Below are 21,681 nucleotides of genomic sequence, written 5' to 3'. Positions count from 1 at the left end.
TGCGAAAGCCACGAATCCGAGGCCATCGGCTAGATATAGCCAAGCGTTGCGGCGCGCGCGACGAAAATACCGGGGAGAACGGCGCCAATCCAAAGCTGGTGCTTGCAGGCGTAAAATCCGCACCCTATAGCACCCCCTTGAGATGACCGACGCTTCGTCCCTGCCACTCTACCCTCACCGCCATCTTCTGGGCATCAGCGATCTTTCGCCTGCCGACATCGAGCTTTTGCTCGACAGGGCGGATCGGGCCGTCGCGATTTCGCGGCAGTCCGAGAAGAAAACCTCGACGCTGCGCGGCCGCACCCAGATCAACCTCTTCTACGAAGCCTCGACCCGCACGCAGTCCTCGTTCGAGCTGGCCGGCAAGCGGCTCGGCGCCGATGTCATGAACATGTCGGTGGCAAGTTCGTCGGTGAAGAAGGGCGAGACGCTCATCGACACGGCGATGACGCTGAACGCCATGCGGCCCGATATATTGATCATCCGCCACCAATCGGCGGGTGCCGCAGCCCTTCTGGCCCAAAAAGTCGGCTGCTCCGTCGTCAATGCCGGCGACGGCGCGCACGAGCATCCGACACAGGCGCTGCTCGACGCGCTGACCATCCGCCGTGCCAAGGGTCCGCTGTCGAAGCTGATTGTCGCGATCTGCGGCGACATCCTGCATTCACGCGTGGCGCGCTCCAACATCATGCTGCTCAACGCACTCGGCGCACAGGTTCGGGTCGTCGCGCCTTCAACGCTGCTGCCGTCCGGCATCGAGAAAATGGGCGTCATCGTCACGCGGTCGATGGCCGAGGGCCTCAAGGACGCCGACGTGGTGATGATGCTGCGCCTGCAGCGCGAGCGGATGGAAGGCGCTTTCGTGCCATCGGTGCGCGAATATTTCCGCTATTTCGGCCTCGATGCCGAAAAGCTGAAGGCCGCCAAGGACGACGCGATGGTGATGCATCCCGGCCCGATGAACCGCGGCGTCGAGATCGCCTCGGAAATCGCCGACGGTCCGCAAAGCGTCATCCAGGAGCAAGTGGAAATGGGCGTCGCCGTGCGCATGGCGGTGATGGAAGCGCTGCTCGACCCCCGCCGTAATCAAGAGGGCAGCGGCGCATGAGCACGACGGTCTTTGAGCGCGTCCGCATCGTCGACCCCTCGCGCGGCATCGACGAAGTCGGCGCCGTCATTGTCGATGGCAAGAAAATCGTTGCGGCCGGCAAAGCGGCGCTGAACCAGGGCATCCCCGAGGGCGCAACTGTTGTCGACTGCGCTGGCAAGGCGATCATTCCCGGCCTGATCGATGGCCGCGTCTTCATCGGCGAGCCGGGCGGCGAGCATCGCGAAACCATCGCTTCCGCGAGTGTCGCGGCAGCGGCCGGCGGCGTCACCTCCGTCGTCATGATGCCCGATACCGACCCGGTGATCGACAATGTGGCGCTGGTCGAGTTCGTGCTGCGCACCGCCAAGGACACCGCGATCGTCAACATCTTCCCGGCGGCGGCGATCACCAAGGGCCTCGATGGCCGCGAGATGACCGAGTTCGGCCTGTTGCGCGAGGCCGGCGCCGTCGCCTTCACCGATGGCCGCCACACAATTTCAAGCGCACTGGTGATGCGCCGCGCGCTGACCTATGCCCGCGATTTCGGCGCCATCATCGTTCATGAAACGCAGGATGCCGACCTCGGCTCATCCGGCGTCATGAACGAGGGCCTGTACGCCAGCTGGCTCGGCCTCTCCGGCATTCCGCGTGAAGCCGAATCGATCCCGCTGGAGCGCGATCTGGCTTTGGCGCGGCTGACGCGCGGCTCCTACCACGCGGCAAAAATCTCGACGGCGATGGCGGCAAGCGCAGTGACGCGCGCGAAAGCCGATGGTGCGGCCGTGACTTCAGGCGTGTCGATCCACAATCTGTCGCTCAATGAAAACGATGTCGGCGAATACCGCACCTTCTTCCGGCTGACGCCGCCGTTGCGCGCCGAGGAAGACCGGCTGGCGATGATCGAGGCGGTCAGGGACGGCACGGTCGATATCATCGTCTCCTCGCACGATCCGCAGGATGTCGACACCAAGCGCCTGCCCTTCGCCGACGCAGCCGCCGGGGCCATCGGGCTGGAGACGTTGCTGGGTGCGGCCTTGCGGCTCTACCATAATGGCGATGTGCCGCTGCTGCGGCTGATCGAAACGCTCTCCACCGCGCCGGCAAAACTGTTCGGCTTGCCCGGCGGCACGCTGAAACCTGGCGCTGTCGCCGACCTTGCACTTGTCGACCTCGACGAACCCTGGATCGTCAGCGAGAGCGGCATTCGCTCACGCTCGAAAAACACCTGTTTCGAAGGCGCACGCCTGCAAGGCAAGGTCTTGCAAACGCTGGTGGCGGGTCGCACAGTATTTTCAGCTTAACCCCGACCAGCCAATCTTCCGTCATCCATCGCCTCTTCCAAGAGCCTTTGCCATGAGATCGCATCATCCTTCCTGGTTGCAGTCGATCTGGCATCGCATGCGTCCCGCGCCGAAGATCATCGTCACGCAGAAGTTCAACCGGAATTCCCAGAAGGTGAGTTCCCTGATGCCGCCGGAGGATAGCGGTGCCTGGCTGCTGGAGAGGATGCGGCAGCAGATCGGATTGAAGACCCTCGCAGCCAGCCGGCTCCTCGACTTCGGCTGTGGCGTCCGGTTCACCCAGGCGATCCTAAATCGCAGGATTCCGATCCGATCCTACACCGGTGTCGACTGCTTCGCGGAGATGATCGACTTCCTGCGCTCCACCGTGAGCGATCCCCGTTTCTCCTATGTCCTTCTGGACGCGCACCACCCGCTCTATAATCCGAACGGGCGCCCACTCTCCTATGAGACGGAACTGCCGCTGCCCTTGCACGCCTTTGACGTCGTCTCGCTGTTTTCCGTGATCACCCACCAGAGCCCGGACGACGCGGCATTCATCTTCACCCTCCTGCGCCGCCACACGGCGGCCCAGGGCCGGCTTCTTTTCACGTGCTTTCTGGATGCCGGGATCGCCGAGTTCGAAGACAGGAGCCCGGACAGGAACGGCGGCATGTGCTTTTACAATCCTGATTTCCTTGCCCGTCTGGTGGAGGGCTGCGGCTGGCGAATCGTCCAAAGGGCGCCGGGCGAAGGCCCCCTGATCGGTGACTCGTTCGTCTGCGCGCTGGCTTGAACGCAGGCCAAGGCGATGACATAAGAAAATACGGGGGAAACAATGAATTACGGCATCATCGCAGCACTTGTCTTCGGCTATCTGCTCGGCTCGATTCCCTTTGGGCTGCTGCTTACCCGTGCCGCCGGCCTTGGTGATGTGCGCAAGATCGGCTCCGGCAATATCGGCGCCACCAACGTGCTGCGCACCGGCAACAAGGGCCTGGCCGCCGCGACCTTGCTGCTCGATGCGCTGAAGGGCACCGCCGCCGTGCTGATTGCTGGCCATTTCGCGCCGGAAACGGCGGTCTGGGCCGGCCTCGGCGCCTTTCTCGGCCATCTCTTCCCGGCCTGGCTTGGCTTCAAGGGCGGCAAAGGCGTCGCCACCTATCTTGGCGTCCTGATCGGCCTTGCCTGGCAGGTGGCGCTGATCTTCGCCGTCGTTTGGCTGGTCATGGCATACCTGTTTCGCTTCTCATCTCTGGCAGCACTGACGGCGGCCGTCGTCGTGCCGATCGCCCTGTATTTTATGAGCACACCCCAGATTGCCGTTCTGTTCGTGGTGATGAGCATCATCGTCTTCATCAAGCATAGGGCGAACATTTCGCGGCTGCTTGCGGGCACCGAGGGCAAGATCGGAGCCAAGGGGTGAGCGAGCACGCCACCGCGGTGAGCGAACCGACCGCCGGGCCGCGCCTCAGCGACCGGCAGCGGCTGAGCTGGCTGCGGCTGATCCGCACCCAGAATGTCGGCCCAGCCTCGTTTCGCGACCTGATCAACCGCTTCGGATCCGCCGAAGTCGCGCTCGAAATCCTGCCGGAACTGATGATTTCGGGCGGCGCCAGCCGGATCGCCCGCATTCCGTCGATCGCTGAAGCCGAGGCCGAACTCGAGGCAGCCCGCAAGGCTGGCGCGCGTTTTGTCGGCATCGGCGAGCCAGACTACCCGCCGCTTTTGCGCAGCATGGATAATCCGCCACCGCTGCTGGCGGTGAAGGGCAATGCCGCTGTGTTCCGGCTGCCGGGCGTTGCCATCGTCGGCGCCCGCAACGCATCGCTGGCCGGCATCAAGATGGCGCGCATGTTGGCGGCCGATCTGGGCGGCGACGGCTATGGCGTCGTCTCCGGCTTGGCGCGCGGCATCGACACGGCGGCACACCAGGGCAGCCTGGCAACCGGCACCATCGGCGTGCTGGCCGGAGGCCTCGACCTGCCCTACCCGCCCGAAAATGCCGGCCTGTGCGCGGAAATCGCCGAGCGCGGCGCCATCATCTCGGAAATGCCGTTCGGCTGGCAGCCGCGCGCCCAGGATTTTCCGCGCCGTAACCGCCTTGTCGCGGGTGCGGCCCTTGGGCTGGTGGTGGTCGAGGCGGCACAACGTTCGGGCTCGCTGATCAGCGCCAGGCTCGCCGGCGAAATGGGCCGGCTGGTCTTCGCCGTACCGGGATCGCCACTTGACCCAGGCGCGGCCGGCACCAACGGCCTGCTCAAGGACGGCGCCACGCTGGTTACCGAGGCTTCGGATGTTTCCAGGGCGATCGCCCCGCTGACCGGCATGAGGGCGCCTGATGTGCCGCCGTTTGAGGACCCGCCCGACTTTGCGGCCACACCGCCGCCCGGCGAGAGCGACCGCGCCAAGGTCATCGAGGCGCTCGGACCGACGCCGGTGTCGGTCGACGAAATCATCCGCCACACCGGCCTGCACCCAGCCCAGGTTTTCATGGTGCTTTTGGAACTCGACCTTGCCGGCCGGCTCGAACGCCATGCCGGCGGCAATGTCTCGCTGGTTTTCGGGAACGGCTGAGCGCGACCGTCAATGGCGATTGCGGCCCTTCCCACCGGTCTCGGCATAATCCCTTGTGTTGGCTCCAAACAGATCGTTCTCGACAGCCTTGCGCCAGACTGTATCGGCGTCTTCGGGACGCAATGGCTCAGCTGCCGTCTTGGCATTACCGCTTTGCGGCTCGGCGCGCCGTTGCAGCCAGGCGGGCATGATTTCCCGGATGAAGCTGGTCAGTTGGGTCATTCGCACACTCCTTCCATGCGCGTGAACGGCTTGGGTGCAATCCGGTTCATTTGGCCGTTGCGGCCAGCGTGGCCGCAGTCTCGCGTCTGCTCATCCCGTCCAGCCAGGCCAAGGCCGCATCCACGCCGGCCAGCGCAAAAGGTGCCGCTGTCGATCCGTGCGGCTTTATGCGAACCGAGATGCCGTCCAATTCGTTGACGACCTCGAACCCGTTCTCGTCTGAAGTATCATCACCGAGAAATACCGGTCGGCGTCCCCTGAAGGCCGGAATTTGCATGAAGCGTCGGATGGCTGCTCCCTTCGCCGCCTCCAGCGGCATCAGTTCCACACCGGCATTTCCGGCCAAGACCCGATATCCCGCGGGTAATTTGTCCAGTGCCTGTTCGACCAGCTCCGTCGCCCGCTGCAGCAAATGCGGGGCCGCGCGTGTATGAATGGCCAGGATTGGTCCCTTGCGTTCGATGTAGACGTCCGCATTGTCCAGTTCCGTCGCGATTTCGTTGGCAAGCGCTGCAATGTCGGCCGGTTCCACGGCCGCTTCGACCGGACCGTCGCGTGCCAGCCTGTGCTCGAGGCCATAGAGCCCGGCGGCGCGCAATCTGAGGGGCTGGAAGAGATGGTCGACGGCGGCGATCGACCGTCCCGTGATGAACGCCAAAGCTCCGTCCAATTGCGATTCAAGCCGTGTCAACAGCATGCGCAACTCCGCACTGACAACCACCGCATCGGGATGCGCGGCGTGTTCGAGAAGCGTGCCATCGATATCGAGGAACAGGCTCCATGGCCCTTGTGGGACGACGGGTTCCGGCGGGTTTGGCAATATCGACATCACAGCGCCGCCACGCGTCTGCGATCGAGCAGCGATATCACATTGGCTGGGGCCGCCGGAGCAGCACCCACTGCACGATCGACTGCATCACGCTTGCGCAAACGCGCAGCATCGAGAAGCATGCTGCCCGCCCACCGATAGACATTGTTTTCGCGCACGATCTCGCGCATGCGTCGCATGCGCTGAAGTTGCTCTTCCTCGGACATGGTCAAGGCCTGCAGCAAGGCGTCGCCCATCATCGCCGCGTCATAGGGATTGACGATCAGGGCTTCCAGCAGCTCCTTGGAGGCGCCGGCAAACATGCTGAGCAGCAGCACACCCTGTTCATCCTCGCGCGCCGCGACAAACTCCTTGGCAACCAGGTTCATGCCGTCATGCAGGCTGGTAACCATGCAGACGTCAGCGGCACGGTAGATTTCGTAGACCTGCAGCTGCGAGTGATGTTCCGTCACCATCAGGACGGGCGTGTAGCCTTCGCGGCCATAGCGCTGGTTGAGATCCTCGGCATGGCGCAGGCATTCGTCGTACAATTGTTGATAGGCGGGCAGGGTGCCACGGCTGGGCGCCGCGATCTGCAGGAACGCCACCTTGCCGATCCATTCCGGATGAAGCGTCAGCAGTTCATCGAGTGCGTTGAAGCGATCGAGGATGCCCTTGGTGTAGTCGAGACGTTCAACGCCAACGCACAGTTTGACATGTTCGGCCAGGCCGAATTTCTCGCGAACCTGCCGACGGCATTGCGCGACGTCGGGCAGTTTATCCAGGTGCGGCGGCGACCACTCGATTGAAATCGGATAGGCGTGAATCAGGCTGATCTCGCCGCCATAGGAGATGGCCGAATCCTCGCGCTCGATCCGGCTTTCCAGGAAACGGTCGACGCTGTCGATGAAGTTGTTGCAATGGAACTGGGTGTGAAAGCCGACAATCGAACTTCCGAGCAGGCCGTCGAGAATCTTCTCGCGCCACGGGCAGATGCTGAACACTTCCGAATTCGGCCATGGAATGTGCCAGAAGGTGATGATGATCGCCTCCGGCAGGCGCTCCCGGATCATGCGCGGCAGCAGCGCGAAATGGTAGTCCTGGACCAGCACGATCGGCCGCTCGTTGCGGGCTTCCGCGACAACGGTGTCGGCGAATTTGCGGTTGACCGCCTCATAGGCTTCCCAATCCGAGGCACGGAATATCGGCCGGGTGAAGGCGATATGGCATAGCGGCCAGAGGCCTTCATTGGCAAAGCCGAGGTAATAGCCTTGCTGCTCCTCCTCGCTCAGCCAGACCCGGCGCAGCGTGTAGGAAGGATTGTCCGGCGGCACCTCGATACGGTCGTTCTTGTCGACCACGAGCGCATCGGCCGAACCGCCGCCATAGGCGATCCACGTGCCCGCACAGGCTCGCGTGATCGGCTCTAGGGCGGAGACGAGCCCGCTGGCGGGTACGACCAGCTGGATGGAGTCGCCCTCGCGATTGTGGATGTACGGCTCACGATTGGAGACGACGATCACCTGGGCATCGGGAAGTTCGGTCGCCAGGATGTGACGCAGTGTCTCGGGCGACCATTGCACCAGCGAGGCGACAGCAGACTTCCCGTCCTTGTCGAATTCCGGCAATAGGCCACGAGCCGGTTCAGCCTGCACAGTGGCCAACTTGCCCTTGCGCGCCCGCAACATCATCGTCACCAGCACAATGGCCAGGATACCGACAGCTGCAAGGGTGAAGAGCCACAATGCGAATAGAGGAACGACCAGGTACGAACTGTTGTCAGGCATTTAAATAGATGACCTTTCAATGGGATACCGAAGCGGCTCAATCTGCTGGAGTTTCGGCGCCCATAGTGGTGGTCCAACGCCCGTGGCGCGGGATAGTTCCGATTTTTCAACTCCTGACCACCAGAGGCACCAGCCCCTCATGCGGTTCTGCAAGGAAGGCGCCGACACGATCGCCCACGCGCTGGAATGTCAGATCGACCGCCGCTTGCCCCACCGACAGATGGCGGATGACGAGGCTGTCGATGCCGATCGGCAGGCGCGGCCGGGTCACATGGATCTCGCCTGCCCAGCCATCGATCTGAAGGCCGAGACACGATTGCATGAGCATGAAGGCCGAGCCCGCGGACCAGGCTTGCGGCAGGCAAGCCACCGGATAGGCAATCGGCGCCTCGCCGGCCGCGCGTGTGAAGCCGCAAAATAGTTCGGGCAACCGCATGTTGAAATGGACGGCGGATTCGAAGGTTCCGCTCATCAGCCGCACCACGCTGTCGCGCCTGCCGTACCGCGCCAGCCCGGCCGCGCAGATCGCGGTGTCGTGCGGCCAGATGGACCCATTGTGATAGGACATCGGATTGAAGAAGATCGCATCGTCCGCCAGCGTCCGCAGCCCCCAGCCGGAATGGAACGAGGCCGACAGCAACTGGTCGGCGACCATGCGCGCGCGATCCGGGCTGGGAAGGCCGACATAAAGCAGGTGACCGGCATTGGACGTGCGCACCTTGCACGGCTGGCCCTCGCCATCCAGTGCCAGCGCATAATAGCCCAAGTCTTCGATCCAGAAATGGCGCTCGACCTGCTGGCGAAGTGTGTCCGCGCGTATTTCCCAACTCTCCGCCCGCTCCGTTTCGCCGCGCAGCCGTGCCAGTTTCGCCAATCCCTGGAATGCCGCGAAGACGTAACCCTGCACCTCGACCAGCGCGATCGGCCCCTTCGGAATGCGGCCATCGGCGTGAAAGACGGAATCGAAACTGTCCTTCCATCCCTGGTTGGCAAGGCCGGATGCTGCCGCGCGCTGGTAGGTGAGAAAACCCGTCGAACGGCTCGCCGTTTCGATCCACTCGGCCGCCGCGCACAGCGATGGCCACAGCGTGTCGATGAACGCTATGTCCCCCGTGCGGTCCGCATAGGCGCAGGCAAGGTGAATATAGAGCGGCGTCGTGTCGACACCGCCATAGTAGCGGCCGAACGGCAGTTCGCTCAGCGCCACCATCTCGCCCTTGCGGGTCTCGTGCATGATCTTGCCGGGTTCGGAATCGCTGAAAGGCGAGGTCTCGGTCGCCTGGTGCTGGGCGAGAAAAGCCAGGACGCCACGCGCCAGCCCAGGATTGAGCCAAAGCATCTGCAAGGCCGAAATCACGCCATCCCGGCCGAAAGCCGTGGAGAACCACGGAATGCCGGCATAGGGATATGGCCCGGTCGGCAGTTCCGTCGTCAGCAGCGCGACATCGGCCCGAGCCCGCGCCATCCAGTCGTTGAAAACGCGGCCCGAACTGTGCAGCGTCGCGCCATGCCGGCGTTTGGCGCGCATGCCGAAACGGGCACGGGCAGCAGCAGCGCGAAACCGATGGCTTTCGGGGCGATCATCTGTCTGGTTGCCCACTTCCACGTAAAGCGTCTGGCTGCTGCGCTTGGTGACGGCGATGACGAAATCCGCCCGCTCGGAGGTCAGTTGATCGGGCGTCTGCGAAAACGATATCGCCGATGTCCGCACCACCTTGTCCAGGCCTTCGTAGCGGAGCACGACCCCATTCTGGGCCATCTCTGCCGTATGGGCGGTTCCACGCTTCGCGCGGGTCGAGCCGCGGACCTCGAACATGTCGCGGAAATCGGCTGCAAAACGCAGCGACAGCAGGATCGTCGAATGCTCCCGGCTGTAATTGGACAGCGTTATGCGCTCATAGAGCCTTTCCTCCCACAGCAGTCTGACGCGCTCGATGTGAATCGCACCTTGCGGAATCTGGCGACCCGCGGCGCTTTCAATCGGCAGATTGGTCAAATTGGTGGTGAACAGCACATTGTCCTGGCTAAGCGACGCGCCAAGCAACGACGTCGACCGCCCACCGACGGTGAGACGAAATTCAGAGAGCACGCGCGTGTCGTCGCGGAAGAACCCATCCCCGACACCGCGTATATCGCCATAGGCGTCGGCGACGACAAAGCAGTCGCCATGCTTGAGGGCGAACAGCCTGTGCGGCTCCCGTGGCGCGGTTTCGTCCAGGGAAGCCAGGGCTATTGCAGGATCAAGCGTGCGCTCGTCGAGTTGGGTGATGGTCAAGTGGCCTGTCCCTGTTCATTTCCGGAAGGAGTACCGCTACGAGGCCTTTACGTGACCGCCGGCGTCGACCAGCTCGGCATAGGCGGCGGCGTAGTCCTGAGCCATCCTGCGGGCTGAAAAGCGCCGCTCGAACACCGCCCGGACTCGCCGCCTGTCGAGTTGCAGGAGAGCCGGCATGGAGGCAACGGCATCCTCTATGGTCTCGACGACGAAACCGCTCACGCCGTGGTCGACGATCTCCGGCATGGCGCCACAACTCCAGGCCATGACAGGTGTCCCGCAGGCCATCGCCTCGATCACGGCAAGGCCGAATGGCTCCGGCCAATCGATCGGGAAAAGCAGGGCGGCGGCGTTTCCGAGGAACGCCGTCTTCTGCTGCTCATTGATCTCGCCGACATATTGGATCTGGTCGCCATCGATCATCGGTTGGACGACTTCCTCGAAATAGGCGCGATCGTCGTCACCGATCTTGGCCGCGAGCTTGAGCTTCAAGCCGGTGCGGCGAGCAATCTCGATCGCCCGGTCCGGGCGCTTGTCGCGCGACATCCTGCCGAGAAAAGCAAGATAGCCGCCATCCGAACCTGCCTCGAAATCGGGTTCGTAGAGATCGACCGGCAGGCCGTGGTGGATCGTCGCCAGCCAGTTCGCGGATGCGAACCGCGCCCGCTGGCTGCGCGATATCGAAATCATCGGGAAGCGTGGAAACCGATCATAGGCTTGTGCGAGATCCGCGTAGTCCAGCCTGCCATGTGGCGTCGTCACCGTGCGTTGCGGCATGTCGCGGAAAAACGGGAAATGCAGGAAATGGCTGAGATGGAAGTGAATGACGTCGAAATCGTCAGCCCGTTTCCTGACCTCATCGAGCATCGACAGATGCGCCGCGATCTCGGATTTCAACGGACGGGGATCAAGACGAAGCGCCCGCTCGCGGCAGGGCACGAGCCTGGCGGAGGTCTTGGTATCGCCGCTGGCGAACAGCGTCACGTCGTGGCCGAGGTCGACGAGAGCTTCGGTGAGGTAGGAGATGATGCGCTCCGTCCCGCCATAGAGCCTTGGCGGCACGGATTCGTACAATGGTGCGACATGGGCGATCTTCATGGCCCGGCCTTCCCTCAATGAGCTGGTCATGGAGCGAAATGCTTCAGCCGCAGGATCGTTCCGGCCTCATTGGCAGATGCGCCGAATGATCGAAGAGCGTTTGATGTCCGACCTGGCGGCCCTATTTCCTGTGGGCTGCTGAATTTGCACGCACGGCAGCCCAAGGAGGCCCCAAGTGCAGGAACCCAAGGATGTGCAGGAACCGAAGGATGCGCAAGAACCCAGGGATATTGCAGCCCGACGCCTGGGCATGATCATCGAGCAATATGTCGAGGCCAGAAAACGGCGGTATGACTTCGTGTCGACGGATCAGGCTGCCAGGGTGATCGGCAAGATCCTGAAACCCGCTGACCCAGCCCTCTCCGACCGTAAGCTCGACGATATGGTCGCCGCCCTCGCCGTCAAGAACGGCCTGGCAGTCGTCTTCGATCGCGGTGTCAGAGCACCGGCTGATGTTGACGAGGCCGGCCTGAACAGAAGGAACCGCCCATGCGAGCACCAACGGAGACCCCGGATGTTGCCGGCGCGGTGGATGCCATTCTGGGTGCCCAGCCCGCACCGCTTTCCCAAATCACCCCGCTGTCGATGAGCGCGGTGATCTCGCTGTTGCGCGAACGGACCGGCACCAAAAGGTCCGACGCGGATTTGGAAGGCCTGATCGCCAAGAAGGCCGCCGTTCTGGACGTGCATCTGTCGCGGAACGGCTGAGGGATAGCGAGCGTCTGTGGCTTCCAAAGGTTCATGGACGAAGGCGCTGGCATGTTCTTTGGCAATGGTGAGCGGATGGGATTCGAACGCACAAGACGTTGTGCTATTCGATGTAGGTCACCGCACCGGTTTGGAGGTCATAGATCGCCGCGACGATCTTCAGCTTTCCCGCTTTGGTGAGACCGGCCAATAGTTTGCTCGAAGCGGTCAGGCGCATCGCCGTCCTCCGCGCGCTCTCCTTGGCGGTGTTGTCGACGAAATCGCCCGCTTGGCTGCGAACTGCTATCGCCGCAGGCAGGATCGGCTCGATCATCGGGCCAATCGCGCCGGGATAGGTCGCGTTCTTGGTGACCACGTCGCACGCAGCCTTGACGGCTCCGCAACTTGTGTGCGCCAGAACGACAATCAAGGGTGAGCCGAGCACCGCCGCGCCGTATTCGACCGTGCCGAGCGTCGCGGTGTCGACGAGGTTGCCGGCATTCCGGGCGACGAACAGTTCTCCAACACCGTGGCCGCCGAAGATCAGCTCCGGCGGAACGCGACTGTCGGCGCAACTGATGATCGTGGCCCAGGGCGCCTGGTGTGCGGCGACAGCATTCCGTTGCGCGGCAAGGTCGATCGAGCAAAGTTCCGGGTGGCTGATATAGCGTTCATTGCCTGATTTCAGCGCAGCGAGTGATTCATCGAGGGTCTGCGGCGCCGCGCTCTCGTCCGCGCGCGCCGGCCATGACGCTCCACCAAGACCGAACGCAACGAGTCCCGCGCCGACTTTGAGGAAATCCCTCCGGCCAACCCCTTCACCGTCGCAGTTGCTGCACACTGTTTGGCTCCGCCGCCGAGACTTTGAGACTGCCTACGACAAGCATGCGCCTTCTCTAATATAGTCGCAAGGAGTTACGGAGCGCGGACGGTCAACAATGCCGTACGCCGCGGCCCGAAAACACTCCCTGATCAATGAAAAGCCCGCCGCAGGAGCGACCTGCGACGGGCTTTAGAGTGGCTACATCCCTGACGGAATCGACCGCTTGTAAGGTCACTATGAACTGCGCAATCGCGTTAGCCTATGGTGTGATCGCGGAAGCCTAATGCATGTTCCAAAAGTGGCCTCGGTTTTGGGAGGACGACGTGCATAAAACAAAGGCGGAGCTCGCAGCACCATAACCGCCAGCCAGAGAAGCACCCTTGCCGACCACAAGTGCTTTGCACCTCCGCGCCAGCGCGATAGCGAGCACAACCCAATAGTCTTAAAAAATGCAACAGCCCAGTTTACAACTAACATGTTAGTGAGTTATCACTGCTTGCAAGCTTCTTTTCGGAGACGTCCCGGTGACATCACGCTTTGGCCTTTCGGCCGCCCTCGCCACACCTTTTGATGCTTCGGGGCAGATCGCCATTGCCCCCATGATCGCCCAGGCCAGGCGTTGTCTGACCGAAGGTTGCGGCAGCGTCACGCTTTTCGGCACCACTGGTGAAGGCGCGTCGGTCGGCACCGCGGAACGACGGTCGGTGACCGATGCCATGCTGGCGGCCGGAATTCTGCCGCATCAATTCGTTGCCGGCGTGCTGGTCGATGCCGCCGAAGACGCCGCCGAACAGGCCCGGCATGCACTGCAGCGCGGCGCCCGCAACATTCTCCTTGCGCCACCGAGCTACTTCAAGAATGTCGGCGAGGACGGTCTTTTCGGCTGGTTTTCGGCGGTCTTTGCCGCGCTTGGTCCCCTCGCCCGTAACGTGCTGCTCTACAACATCCCCTCGGTCACCATGGTTCAGCTCTCGCTCGACCTGATCGGCCGGTTGCGCACCGCATTTCCGGATGTCGTTGCTGGCGTCAAGGATTCCGGCGGAAACTGGAGCTACAGCGAGGCCCTGCTTGGCGCCCATGGCGATCTGGTGATCCTGATCGGTGACGAGCGGCACCTGGCACGAGCGGTGCGGATGGGGGCTCAAGGCGCGATCTCCGGCATGGCCAATTTCGTTACCGGAGAAATCCGCGCCATGGCCGAGGACGGGCGTGACGATGCCCGCGTCGAGAATTTCGTGCTCGAATTGCTGAGATATCCGGTCACGCCGGCGGTGAAGGTCATGGTGGCGCGCAAGACCGGCGACGACCGCTGGCTGGCGGTTCGCCCACCGCTGGAGCCAATCGCTTTGCAGGGGCAGCAACAGCTTGCCGCGGCCTACGACAAATTGTTTGCGACGGAGCCGGCCTGACCGGCAAGGAAGCGCGATGAAATGGACGATAACAGCGAACCGGCGACCCTCAGGGAAAAGGCCTATGCCAGCTTCACGCGGCATTTGCTGGCCCGCGACCTGCGGCCGGGCCAGTTCGTATCGCAGCGCGAGCTGGTTGCCTTCACCGGCCTGCCGCTCGGCGCCATTCGCGAAATCGTGCCGCGTCTCGAGGCCGAAGGGCTTCTGACGACAATCCCACAGCGCGGCATGCAGATTGCTCATATCGACATCAGCCTGATCCGCGAGGCTTTTCAGTTTCGCCTGTTCATGGAGCGCGAAGCGGTGGCGCTGTTCACCGCCAGCGCTTCCGATGACGAACTGGCGCGGCTGCGGCACGAACACGAGGAGATGCTGGCGCAAGCCCTGTCGCAGACGCCAACGGCGGAGATGGAAGCCAGGGCGCAGAACATCGACTGGGCGATGCACGACACCTTCATCGATGCGCTGGGCAACGAGATCATCGCCAAGGCCTATCTGGTCAACTCGGTGAAGATCCGGCTGATCCATCAGGAGCGCTTCCGCATCGACGGGCGCGTCGTGCCGGTCATGCGCGAGCATCTCGCCGTCATCGAAGCCATGGAGAGCCGCGACCCGCAAAAGGCAGTCGAGGCGATCAGCCTGCATATCGACAAGGCGCGCCGGCTGGCGCTGCAAATTTGAGGAAGCATGAGCCGCGCCGCGGTCGCGACGCAATCGATTACGACAGCAATCGGGAGGAAGAAATGTCGTCCAATCTGTTCAACCCAACCAGGAGGCAACTGCTGCAAGGAACCGCGGCACTTGCCGCCGCCGGTATCGCCGGTATCCGCCCAGGCTTTGCCGCCGCCGTCGACTGGAAGCGCTTTGCCGGCACGACGCTCGACGTCAATCTGATCAAAAGCCCGCGCAGCGACACGCTCATAAAGTATCTCGCCGAATTCGAGGAGCTGACCGGGATCAAGGTCAATGCCGAGGCGACGCCCGAACAGCAGCAGCGCCAGAAGACGGTGATCGAGCTGAGCTCCGGCAAGCCGAGTTTCGACGTCGTGCATCTGAGCTACCATGTCCAGAAGCGGCAGTTCGAAAAGGGTAGCTGGCTGGCCGACATCTCCAGCTATATCACCGACCCCACACTTACCGATCCAGGGCTGGTCGAGAGCGATTTCGCCGATGCCGGCATGCTGTTCGCCAAGGATGGACAGGGCGTGCTGCGCTCGCTGCCGTTCTCGGTCGACTACTGGATCGTCTACTGGAACACGGAGCTGTTCGCGGCCAAGGGCCTCAAATATCCCGAAACGCTCGAGCAGCTGGTGGCCGCCGCCGAAGCGCTGACCGACCCGTCGACCAACACCTACGGCTTCGTCGCCCGCGGCCTCAAGAACGCCAACACCCCGGTGTGGACGTCGATCATGCTCGGCTACGACATGACGCCGCTCGACGACAAGGGCAAGCTGCGCACGACGTCACCCGAAGCGATCGAGGCCGCCGCTCTCTACCAAAGGCTGATGACCAAGTCCGCACCTCCAGGCGTCACCGGCTTCAATTGGGCCGAAGCGCAGTCCGCCTTCCTGCAAGGCAAGATCGGCATGTGGTTCGACGGCGTCGGCTTTGCGCCACCGATGGAAAATCCCGAAAAGTCACGGGTGGTCGGCAAGGTCGGCTACGGCGTCATGCCCAAGGGCCCCAAGGCACACGCGGCTGGGACCTTTGGCGACGGCATCGGCGTCACCGCCGCCAGTGAGAAGAAGGAGGCTGCCTATCTGTTCTGCCAGTGGGCAATCTCGCCCGCCATGGGCGCACGCCTGCTGCAGGCCGGCGCCGGCGTGCCGTTCCGCAAGTCGGTGCTGGAAGACCCCAAGGTGCGTGAAGGCGTCACCATGCCGGCCAGCTGGCTCGACGCGGTGGTCGGCTCCGGCAATGTCAGCCGGCTGTCGCTGCCGGTCATCATCCCGGTCACCGAGTTCCGCGACATCTACGGCGTGGCGCTGACCAATCTAATCGCCGGCGCCGATCCGGCCGAAGAACTGAGGAAGGCCACCGAACAGTTCCAGCCCGTCCTCGACAGGAGCGAGCAAGGCTGATGTCCGCCACCACCCCAGAACGCGCCGGGGTGACGACGCAAGCCATCGAAGGGAGCCAGGCGATCCGGCTGGCTCCCAACTACTGGCCTTTCGTCGTTCCGGCGCTCGTCGTCGTCGGCGCCGTGATCGTCTTCCCCTGGGCCTTTACGCTGTGGATGAGCGTCAACCGCTGGACGCTCGGCCAGTCGCGAAGCTTTGCCGGCATGGAGAACTATCTGCGGCTGGCGGGCGATCTGCGGTTCTGGGAATCTCTCTGGCACACGCTGACCTACACCTTCCTGTCGGTTGCGGCGCCGATGGTGCTTGGCACCATTGCCGCGCTGATCTTCGACGCCAAATTCCCGCTGCGCGGCCTGCTTCGTGGCGTCTTCGTGATGCCGATGATGGCAACGCCGGTCGCCGTGGCGCTGGTCTGGACGATGATGTTCCATCCCCAGCTCGGCGTCCTCAACTACCTCCTGTCGCTGGTCGGCATCCCGGCGCAGGAATGGATCTTCAACGCCAACACGGTCATCCCGTCGCTGGTTGCGGTCGAGACCTGGCAATGGACACCGCTGGTGATGCTGATCGTGCTGGGCGGGCTGGCGTCGGTGCCGCGCGAGCCGTTCGAGAGCGCCGAGATCGATGGCGCCAATGCCTGGCAGCAATTCCGCTATCTCACCTTGCCGATGATCGCGCCGTTCCTGATTGTCGCGGTGATCATCCGCACCATCGACGCGCTGAAGAGCTTCGACATCATCTACGCCATGACCCAGGGCGGACCCGGCACGGCCTCGGAAACCATCAACATCTATCTCTACAACACCGCCTTTTCCTACTACGACATCGGCTATGGCTCGGCCATGGCCGTGGTGTTCTTCATCGTCATCGTCGCCCTGTCCTTCATCCTGTTGATGTTGCGCCAGCGCTCCCAGTGGATCGGTGTGGAGGGCAAATAAATGAGTTCACGGCTGCTCAACCAGATCGGGCTGATTTTCGCGGCCCTGGTCTTCGTCTCGCCGGCGATCCTGTTCTTCCTCTGGATGATCTCGCTGTCGCTGAAATTCGAGATCGACAACGGCGCCTATCCGCCGATCTTGATCCCCGAACATCTTGCCTGGTCGAACTATGTGAAGGTGTTCGAGGAGAACAATTTCCTGCTCTATCTCTGGAATTCGGTCCTGGTCACCGGCACGGCGACGCTGCTGGCGCTGCTGATTGGCGTGCCGGCCGGCTATGGCATCGCCCGGCTCAAGGCCGAACGCTCGGCGGTTGTGATCATGATCGCCCGCATGACGCCGGGGCTTTCTTATCTCATCCCGCTGTTCCTGCTGTTCCAATGGGTCGGCATTCTCGGCACGCTGTGGCCGCAGATCATCATCCATCTGGTGGTGACGGTGCCGATCGTGGTCTGGGTGATGATCGGCTATTTCGAGACCACGCCGATGGAACTGGAAGAGGCAGCCAATATCGACGGCGCCAGTTCCTGGCAGGTGTTCCGCCTGGTTGCCTTGCCCATCGCCAAGCCGGGCATCGTCGTCGCCTTCATCCTCTCGGTCATCTTCTCGTGGAACAATTTCGTCTTCGGCGTGGTGCTCGCCAGCCGGGAGACGCGCACGCTGCCGGTGGCCGTCTACAACATGCTCTCCTACGAGCAGGTGAGCTGGGGGCCGCTCGCCGCCGCCGCACTGGTGGTGACGCTGCCGGTGCTGGTCCTGACCCTGTTTGCACAAAGGCAGATCGTCGCGGGATTGACCGCCGGCGCCGTCAAGGGCGGCTGAAGGCACGGTCCGGCATCACACTCTTTTCGAGGAAAACCCAATGGCATCGGTGACAATCAACAACGTGCAGAAGGCTTTCGGGGCCGCCAAGATCATCCACGATGTCAGCGTCGACATCGCCGACGGCGAGTTCGTCATCCTGGTCGGGCCATCAGGCTGCGGAAAGTCGACGCTGCTGCGCATGATCGCCGGGCTCGAAACCATCTCGGGCGGCAGGATCGCCATCGGCGATCGCATCGTCAACAATCTGCGGGCGCGCGACCGCAACATCGCCATGGTCTTCCAGAACTACGCGCTCTATCCGCACATGACGGTGGCCGACAATATGGGCTTTGCCCTGAAGATCAAGAAAGCCGATCCGGCCGACACCGCCAGCCGCGTCGGCAGGGCCGCCAATATTCTCGGCCTCGACAAGCTGCTCGACCGCTACCCGCGCCAGCTTTCCGGCGGCCAGCGCCAGCGTGTCGCCATGGGCCGCGCCATCGTGCGCGATCCGCAGGTTTTCCTGTTCGACGAGCCGCTCTCAAATCTCGACGCCAAATTGCGCGTCCAGATGCGCGGCGAGATCAAGGCGTTGCACCAGCGGCTGGGCACCACCACAATCTATGTCACGCACGACCAGATCGAGGCGATGACGATGGCCGACAAGATCGTCGTGCTGCATGACGGCCTTGTCGAGCAGATCGGCGCACCGCTCGACCTTTACGATCGTCCGGCCAATCTCTTCGTCGCCGGCTTCATCGGCTCGCCCGCCATGAACTTCATTGCCGGCCGCATCGAGGAAGGCATTTTCCGCAGCATCAGCGGACTGACCCTGCCGCTGCCGGAAGGCATCCATCCGGCGCATGCTTCAGGCGGCGACCTCGTCTACGGCATCCGCCCCGAACATATCCGTGCGACCGCCCAGGGCATCCCCGGCAAGGTCACGCTGCTGGAGGCGACGGGATCGGAAATCTTCGCCAAGGTGGATTGCGGCGGCGAGGAAATCTCCTGCCTTTTCCGCGAGCGGCTGGCGCTGAAGCAAGGTGAGCAAGTGCGCATCGAGATCGACCGCGCCTGCGCTCACCTGTTCGACGCCAAGACAGGTCGGCGGTTGTAGGGGGTCAGAATTTGATGGTGAGCGCGATGAGATTCGAACCCATGACCTACTGATTAAGTTATTTGATATATAAATAAAATCAATACGTTACAAAATCGGCCACGCAATGACACGCGATGATGTGTCGGATCATGGGTGCATGGGCGCGCTCGGCATTCTCGCCTATATGCCGGATCTCAAGATGTGCTCGTGTCGCGCCTTTTCTGCGCCCTCAAAGGCCGCGAACACTTCATCGACGATGTCGCCGAGCTCGCGCAGTGCATTCCTCGACAAAGGGACGCTGGCCATGCTTGTCTCCCCCGTGTGCGGGTGTGCAACGGTCGACGTCATCCGATCGCCCTCAATGACATTTGTGAGGGAATAGGAGGAGCCATCGGTGATCGTGATGTTTGGAGTTTCGAACTCACCTGCGTGTGTAATTCTTTCGGTTGCTGCTCTGTTGGAATGGCGCTCTGCGGCATGCCCAACTGCGTTTCGAGCCTGCTCATGGTTTCGGAAGGACTGTTTGAACCTGCTTCTCGCGCTACTTAGCCGCTTGCCGTCCACAGCGCGCGCCAAGGACGGAGATCCTTTGAAGCCGATTGCATCGAGTGTTTTGCCGAGGTGAAACACCGTCATCACAGCATCTCTACCTGCTATATTGACCCACCGGGCGTGGAGGTTCATTTCAGCAAGAATCTGATTTGCGTTATCTCGACCATCAGAGAATCCGATTCGAGCGGCTAGAGCAGCCTGCCGCTGTGGCAGCAATGTCTCGATGGATGCAGTTGACCTTTCGCCCAGGATCAATGCGGCTTCGTAGGCATCTAAATACAATGCAAGTTGACTTAACAGCCCAAGCTGGCTCCAGACGGCGGCCTGCTCGCTTTCTGTGTCGCCCAACCCTGCAAAACTTGGCGGAATTTTTGATGGCATTCTCCTAGTTAACTGAGAATTCATGGCTGCGAAAGCAGCGTGCCGATCATTCAGAAATGGTGCTTGGCGAAAATCACGCGGCCGCTTTCCTTCAAGACCGGCCCTCGAGGCCGGCCTTGGCTGCTCTTGCGGCCGGCAGCGTGAATCAGCAGAACAGTCTGTGCACCTTTTGCAGTCGCAAGGTTCCGCTCTACTCCAGAGGATTAAAGCCTAAGTATTTGGTATTTAAATGAAAAATGGTGAGCGCGATGGGATTCGAACCCATGACCTACTGATTAAAAGTCAGTTGCTCTACCGGCTGAGCTACGCGCTCCCGCGGGCGCGAAAGGCTGCCCTCGAAATTGCGCGAAACATAGGGAGAGTGCCTCGACCGGTCAACCGGAAAAACAGCGTCCGCGAGCCGGACTTCTCAAGCACTGCCACGCCCACTGCCACGCCGCCTCCCTGCCCGCTTCGATCGAGGGCGACACAGCCTTACGAAGCGATGGCACCGGGTCTCGTCGACACCGCCGACAAGCTGGAGAAACATTGCGAATCAGCAACTTGGTGTTTTGCGAGGAACCATCCTGTGTATCGCTCGTTGTCTCGCCACAAGGGACGTCAATCACCCTTTCGAAGGAGAAGACAATGAACAAGATCGTAACGGGTATACTGGCGACCACCCTGTCAGTTTCGTTTGCCGCTGCCGCCGCTATGCCGGCCAATGCTGCGCAGATGTTTGTGCCGCAGGCGCCAGACTTCTCGTCAAACATCATAAAGGTCGGAGAAGGTGGACTTCAATACCTCCGCCATTCGAACCGTAATTTCGGCAATCGCCACTTCAACCGTAACCGCAATTTCGGCGCTCGCAACTTTGCTCAAAACAATGACGGCGGCGGCTACTGGAACGGCCATCGCGGCTATCGCGACTACCATCGCGGTTATCGCCGTCACGGCGACTATTGGTTCCCGCTGGCAGCTTTCGCGACTGGTGCCTTGATCACCGGCGCGATCATCAACAACGAGAACAACCGCGTCTACGAAGGCAATTCGCACGTGCAGTGGTGCTATGACCACTATCGCAGCTACCGCTCTTCGGACAACACATTCCAGCCGAACTACGGTCCGCGTAAGGAATGCCGTTCGCCCTACTGATCCTGGATGAGTATCAGTAGCGGATAAGCTGGATGAGTATCAGTAGCGGATAAGTATGAGTAGACGACCCGCGTCGGAAACGGCGCGGGTCTTTTCCGTATGACTTTCAGCATCCCGATCAGCCGAATGAAGTTTCCGGTCAGTTCGCCCAGTCTACGCTTTTGAGGATCAGATAAAGACCGCCCCCTTCCCCGCGCGGAGAGCGGTAAGCCCCGAGTGCGTCGCATACACGCACCATCGCTGCCGTCAGTTCCCAGCCCAGCGCTTCCAGGTCGTCTTTCGTGTCGGTCACATAAGCCTGCTGAAGTTCGGCTATATCTTTCTCTTCGCCGAAGGAACGAACCCGTTTGGCGTCGGCGAGAAGTTCGGTGGGCAAGTTTGAATTCGACCATGCCCAAAGCCAGTTACCAGCTTTGGCGCTCGTCGAGCCTGCAATCTGGATCTCGGTAACGACTTTGACGGCACCTTGGTCCGAGAACAGAAGCCTGCCAGTCGTCAGGTCGTAGTCATAGCGCGGCCAGTGGCCGAGGCGAAACTCCTTCTCCAAACGAGCATTCTTGGCAGTTAGCTGTTCAAAAGCCTGGTCGCGCCAAGCAGGATACCAGTCCGGCTGCATGTCCCCCACCGTCAAATCTT

22 protein-coding genes and 1 tRNA gene are annotated in these 21,681 nt (G+C 62.0%); 13 read left to right on the top strand and 10 right to left on the bottom strand.

Annotated elements, in window-relative coordinates:
• Positions 1-142 precede the first annotated feature (142 nt).
• The 5 genes from AC1DX4_RS11540 to dprA are packed head-to-tail and all read left to right on the top strand — an operon-like array spanning position 143 to position 4,947.
• The gene (locus AC1DX4_RS11540) at positions 143-1,108 is read left to right on the top strand and encodes an aspartate carbamoyltransferase catalytic subunit (RefSeq protein ID WP_477220433.1); all 966 of its coding nucleotides are present in this window, start codon (positions 143-145) and stop codon (positions 1,106-1,108) included.
• The gene (locus tag AC1DX4_RS11535) at positions 1,105-2,391 is read left to right on the top strand and encodes a dihydroorotase (protein ID WP_477220432.1); all 1,287 of its coding nucleotides are present in this window, start codon (positions 1,105-1,107) and stop codon (positions 2,389-2,391) included. Before AC1DX4_RS11540 ends, AC1DX4_RS11535 begins: the two co-directional genes overlap by 4 nt.
• A gap of 52 nt (positions 2,392-2,443) precedes the next feature.
• Positions 2,444-3,166, top strand: a complete 723-nt coding sequence (locus tag AC1DX4_RS11530; protein WP_477220431.1) for a class I SAM-dependent methyltransferase — start codon at positions 2,444-2,446, stop codon at positions 3,164-3,166.
• 42 nt (positions 3,167-3,208) lie between these two features.
• A complete protein-coding gene (plsY, locus tag AC1DX4_RS11525) occupies positions 3,209-3,796 on the top strand; it encodes a glycerol-3-phosphate 1-O-acyltransferase PlsY (RefSeq protein ID WP_477220430.1) in 588 nt (195 codons plus the stop codon).
• 17 nt (positions 3,797-3,813) lie between these two features.
• A complete protein-coding gene (gene dprA, locus AC1DX4_RS11520; protein ID WP_477220698.1) occupies positions 3,814-4,947 on the top strand; it encodes a DNA-processing protein DprA in 1,134 nt (377 codons plus the stop codon).
• Between the two features lie 9 nt (positions 4,948-4,956).
• On the opposite strand, the gene AC1DX4_RS11515 is transcribed toward dprA, so the two are convergent.
• From AC1DX4_RS11515 to AC1DX4_RS11490, 6 genes are all read right to left on the bottom strand, one after another.
• Positions 4,957-5,169, bottom strand: a complete 213-nt coding sequence (locus AC1DX4_RS11515) for a hypothetical protein (RefSeq protein ID WP_477220429.1) — start codon at positions 5,167-5,169, stop codon at positions 4,957-4,959.
• A gap of 46 nt (positions 5,170-5,215) precedes the next feature.
• Positions 5,216-5,998, bottom strand: a complete 783-nt coding sequence (gene otsB, locus AC1DX4_RS11510) for a trehalose-phosphatase (RefSeq protein ID WP_477220428.1) — start codon at positions 5,996-5,998, stop codon at positions 5,216-5,218.
• Positions 5,998-7,764: an alpha,alpha-trehalose-phosphate synthase (UDP-forming) gene (locus tag AC1DX4_RS11505; RefSeq protein ID WP_477220427.1), complete on the bottom strand. Its 1,767-nt coding sequence runs from the start codon at positions 7,762-7,764 to the stop codon at positions 5,998-6,000. Before AC1DX4_RS11505 ends, otsB begins: the two co-directional genes overlap by 1 nt.
• Positions 7,765-7,870: 106 nt before the next feature.
• Positions 7,871-10,033: an amylo-alpha-1,6-glucosidase gene (locus AC1DX4_RS11500; RefSeq protein ID WP_477220697.1), complete on the bottom strand. Its 2,163-nt coding sequence runs from the start codon at positions 10,031-10,033 to the stop codon at positions 7,871-7,873.
• Between the two features lie 42 nt (positions 10,034-10,075).
• A complete protein-coding gene (locus AC1DX4_RS11495) occupies positions 10,076-11,137 on the bottom strand; it encodes a glycosyltransferase family 4 protein (RefSeq protein WP_477220696.1) in 1,062 nt (353 codons plus the stop codon).
• A 121-nt stretch (positions 11,138-11,258) separates the two neighbouring features.
• Entirely contained in the window at positions 11,259-11,639 is a 381-nt protein-coding gene (locus AC1DX4_RS11490) for a hypothetical protein (RefSeq protein WP_477220426.1), read from the bottom strand.
• Here AC1DX4_RS11490 and AC1DX4_RS11485 point away from each other — a divergent pair.
• Positions 11,627-11,845, top strand: a complete 219-nt coding sequence (locus AC1DX4_RS11485; protein WP_477220425.1) for a hypothetical protein — start codon at positions 11,627-11,629, stop codon at positions 11,843-11,845. The genes AC1DX4_RS11490 and AC1DX4_RS11485 overlap by 13 nt on opposite strands.
• A 103-nt stretch (positions 11,846-11,948) precedes the next feature.
• On the opposite strand, the gene AC1DX4_RS11480 is transcribed toward AC1DX4_RS11485, so the two are convergent.
• Complete coding sequence (locus AC1DX4_RS11480) at positions 11,949-12,665, bottom strand: carbonic anhydrase (RefSeq protein ID WP_477220424.1); 717 nt, start codon at positions 12,663-12,665, stop codon at positions 11,949-11,951.
• Positions 12,666-13,171: 506 nt separating this feature from the next.
• Between AC1DX4_RS11480 and AC1DX4_RS11475 the strand changes: the two genes are divergently transcribed.
• The 6 genes from AC1DX4_RS11475 to AC1DX4_RS11450 all read left to right on the top strand — a co-directional run bounded on the left by AC1DX4_RS11475 (position 13,172) and on the right by AC1DX4_RS11450 (position 18,996).
• A complete protein-coding gene (locus AC1DX4_RS11475; RefSeq protein WP_477220423.1) occupies positions 13,172-14,056 on the top strand; it encodes a dihydrodipicolinate synthase family protein in 885 nt (294 codons plus the stop codon).
• Positions 14,057-14,077: 21 nt separating this feature from the next.
• Positions 14,078-14,737: a GntR family transcriptional regulator gene (locus tag AC1DX4_RS11470; protein ID WP_477220422.1), complete on the top strand. Its 660-nt coding sequence runs from the start codon at positions 14,078-14,080 to the stop codon at positions 14,735-14,737.
• Positions 14,738-14,799: 62 nt separating this feature from the next.
• A complete protein-coding gene (locus tag AC1DX4_RS11465) occupies positions 14,800-16,137 on the top strand; it encodes an ABC transporter substrate-binding protein (RefSeq protein WP_477220421.1) in 1,338 nt (445 codons plus the stop codon).
• On the top strand, positions 16,137-17,075 hold the full coding sequence (locus tag AC1DX4_RS11460; protein ID WP_477220420.1) for a carbohydrate ABC transporter permease: 939 nt from the start codon (positions 16,137-16,139) through the stop codon (positions 17,073-17,075). Before AC1DX4_RS11465 ends, AC1DX4_RS11460 begins: the two co-directional genes overlap by 1 nt.
• Entirely contained in the window at positions 17,076-17,897 is an 822-nt protein-coding gene (locus tag AC1DX4_RS11455) for a carbohydrate ABC transporter permease (protein ID WP_477220419.1), read from the top strand.
• Positions 17,898-17,937: 40 nt separating this feature from the next.
• Complete coding sequence (locus AC1DX4_RS11450; RefSeq protein ID WP_477220418.1) at positions 17,938-18,996, top strand: ABC transporter ATP-binding protein; 1,059 nt, start codon at positions 17,938-17,940, stop codon at positions 18,994-18,996.
• A 162-nt stretch (positions 18,997-19,158) separates the two neighbouring features.
• On the opposite strand, the gene AC1DX4_RS11445 is transcribed toward AC1DX4_RS11450, so the two are convergent.
• On the bottom strand, positions 19,159-19,911 hold the full coding sequence (locus tag AC1DX4_RS11445; protein ID WP_477220417.1) for a hypothetical protein: 753 nt from the start codon (positions 19,909-19,911) through the stop codon (positions 19,159-19,161).
• Positions 19,912-20,148: 237 nt separating this feature from the next.
• Positions 20,149-20,224: transfer RNA gene (locus AC1DX4_RS11440), tRNA-Lys, on the bottom strand.
• A gap of 314 nt (positions 20,225-20,538) precedes the next feature.
• Here AC1DX4_RS11440 and AC1DX4_RS11435 point away from each other — a divergent pair.
• Positions 20,539-21,045, top strand: a complete 507-nt coding sequence (locus tag AC1DX4_RS11435; protein ID WP_477220416.1) for a BA14K family protein — start codon at positions 20,539-20,541, stop codon at positions 21,043-21,045.
• Positions 21,046-21,184: 139 nt separating this feature from the next.
• Here the strand turns inward: AC1DX4_RS11435 and AC1DX4_RS11430 are convergent, their stop codons facing one another.
• A complete protein-coding gene (locus AC1DX4_RS11430; protein ID WP_477220415.1) occupies positions 21,185-21,661 on the bottom strand; it encodes a DUF6882 domain-containing protein in 477 nt (158 codons plus the stop codon).
• Between the last annotated feature and the right edge of the window lie 20 nt (positions 21,662-21,681).

It is taken from the genome of Mesorhizobium sp. P3_A8, assembly GCF_056402995.1.
The sequence above is the reverse complement of the archived record's forward strand: the minus strand, read 5'-3'. Positions and strand labels throughout refer to the sequence as shown.

Bases quoted from the DNA above. Each gene is read 5' to 3' on its own strand.
- AC1DX4_RS11540 (WP_477220433.1), top strand. From the start codon at position 143: ATGACCGACGCTTCGTCCCTGCCACTCTACCCTCACCGCCATCTTCTG.
- AC1DX4_RS11535 (WP_477220432.1), top strand. From the start codon at position 1,105: ATGAGCACGACGGTCTTTGAGCGCGTCCGCATCGTCGACCCCTCGCGC.
- AC1DX4_RS11530 (WP_477220431.1), top strand. From the start codon at position 2,444: ATGAGATCGCATCATCCTTCCTGGTTGCAGTCGATCTGGCATCGCATG.
- plsY (WP_477220430.1), top strand. From the start codon at position 3,209: ATGAATTACGGCATCATCGCAGCACTTGTCTTCGGCTATCTGCTCGGC.
- AC1DX4_RS11515 (WP_477220429.1), bottom strand. From the start codon at position 5,169: ATGACCCAACTGACCAGCTTCATCCGGGAAATCATGCCCGCCTGGCTG.
- otsB (WP_477220428.1), bottom strand. From the start codon at position 5,998: ATGTCGATATTGCCAAACCCGCCGGAACCCGTCGTCCCACAAGGGCCA.
- AC1DX4_RS11505 (WP_477220427.1), bottom strand. From the start codon at position 7,764: ATGCCTGACAACAGTTCGTACCTGGTCGTTCCTCTATTCGCATTGTGG.
- AC1DX4_RS11495 (WP_477220696.1), bottom strand. From the start codon at position 11,137: ATGAAGATCGCCCATGTCGCACCATTGTACGAATCCGTGCCGCCAAGG.
- AC1DX4_RS11485 (WP_477220425.1), top strand. From the start codon at position 11,627: ATGCGAGCACCAACGGAGACCCCGGATGTTGCCGGCGCGGTGGATGCC.
- AC1DX4_RS11470 (WP_477220422.1), top strand. From the start codon at position 14,078: ATGGACGATAACAGCGAACCGGCGACCCTCAGGGAAAAGGCCTATGCC.
- AC1DX4_RS11465 (WP_477220421.1), top strand. From the start codon at position 14,800: ATGTCGTCCAATCTGTTCAACCCAACCAGGAGGCAACTGCTGCAAGGA.
- AC1DX4_RS11460 (WP_477220420.1), top strand. From the start codon at position 16,137: ATGTCCGCCACCACCCCAGAACGCGCCGGGGTGACGACGCAAGCCATC.
- AC1DX4_RS11455 (WP_477220419.1), top strand. From the start codon at position 17,076: ATGAGTTCACGGCTGCTCAACCAGATCGGGCTGATTTTCGCGGCCCTG.
- AC1DX4_RS11450 (WP_477220418.1), top strand. From the start codon at position 17,938: ATGGCATCGGTGACAATCAACAACGTGCAGAAGGCTTTCGGGGCCGCC.
- AC1DX4_RS11445 (WP_477220417.1), bottom strand. From the start codon at position 19,911: ATGCCATCAAAAATTCCGCCAAGTTTTGCAGGGTTGGGCGACACAGAA.
- AC1DX4_RS11435 (WP_477220416.1), top strand. From the start codon at position 20,539: ATGAACAAGATCGTAACGGGTATACTGGCGACCACCCTGTCAGTTTCG.
- AC1DX4_RS11430 (WP_477220415.1), bottom strand. From the start codon at position 21,661: ATGCAGCCGGACTGGTATCCTGCTTGGCGCGACCAGGCTTTTGAACAG.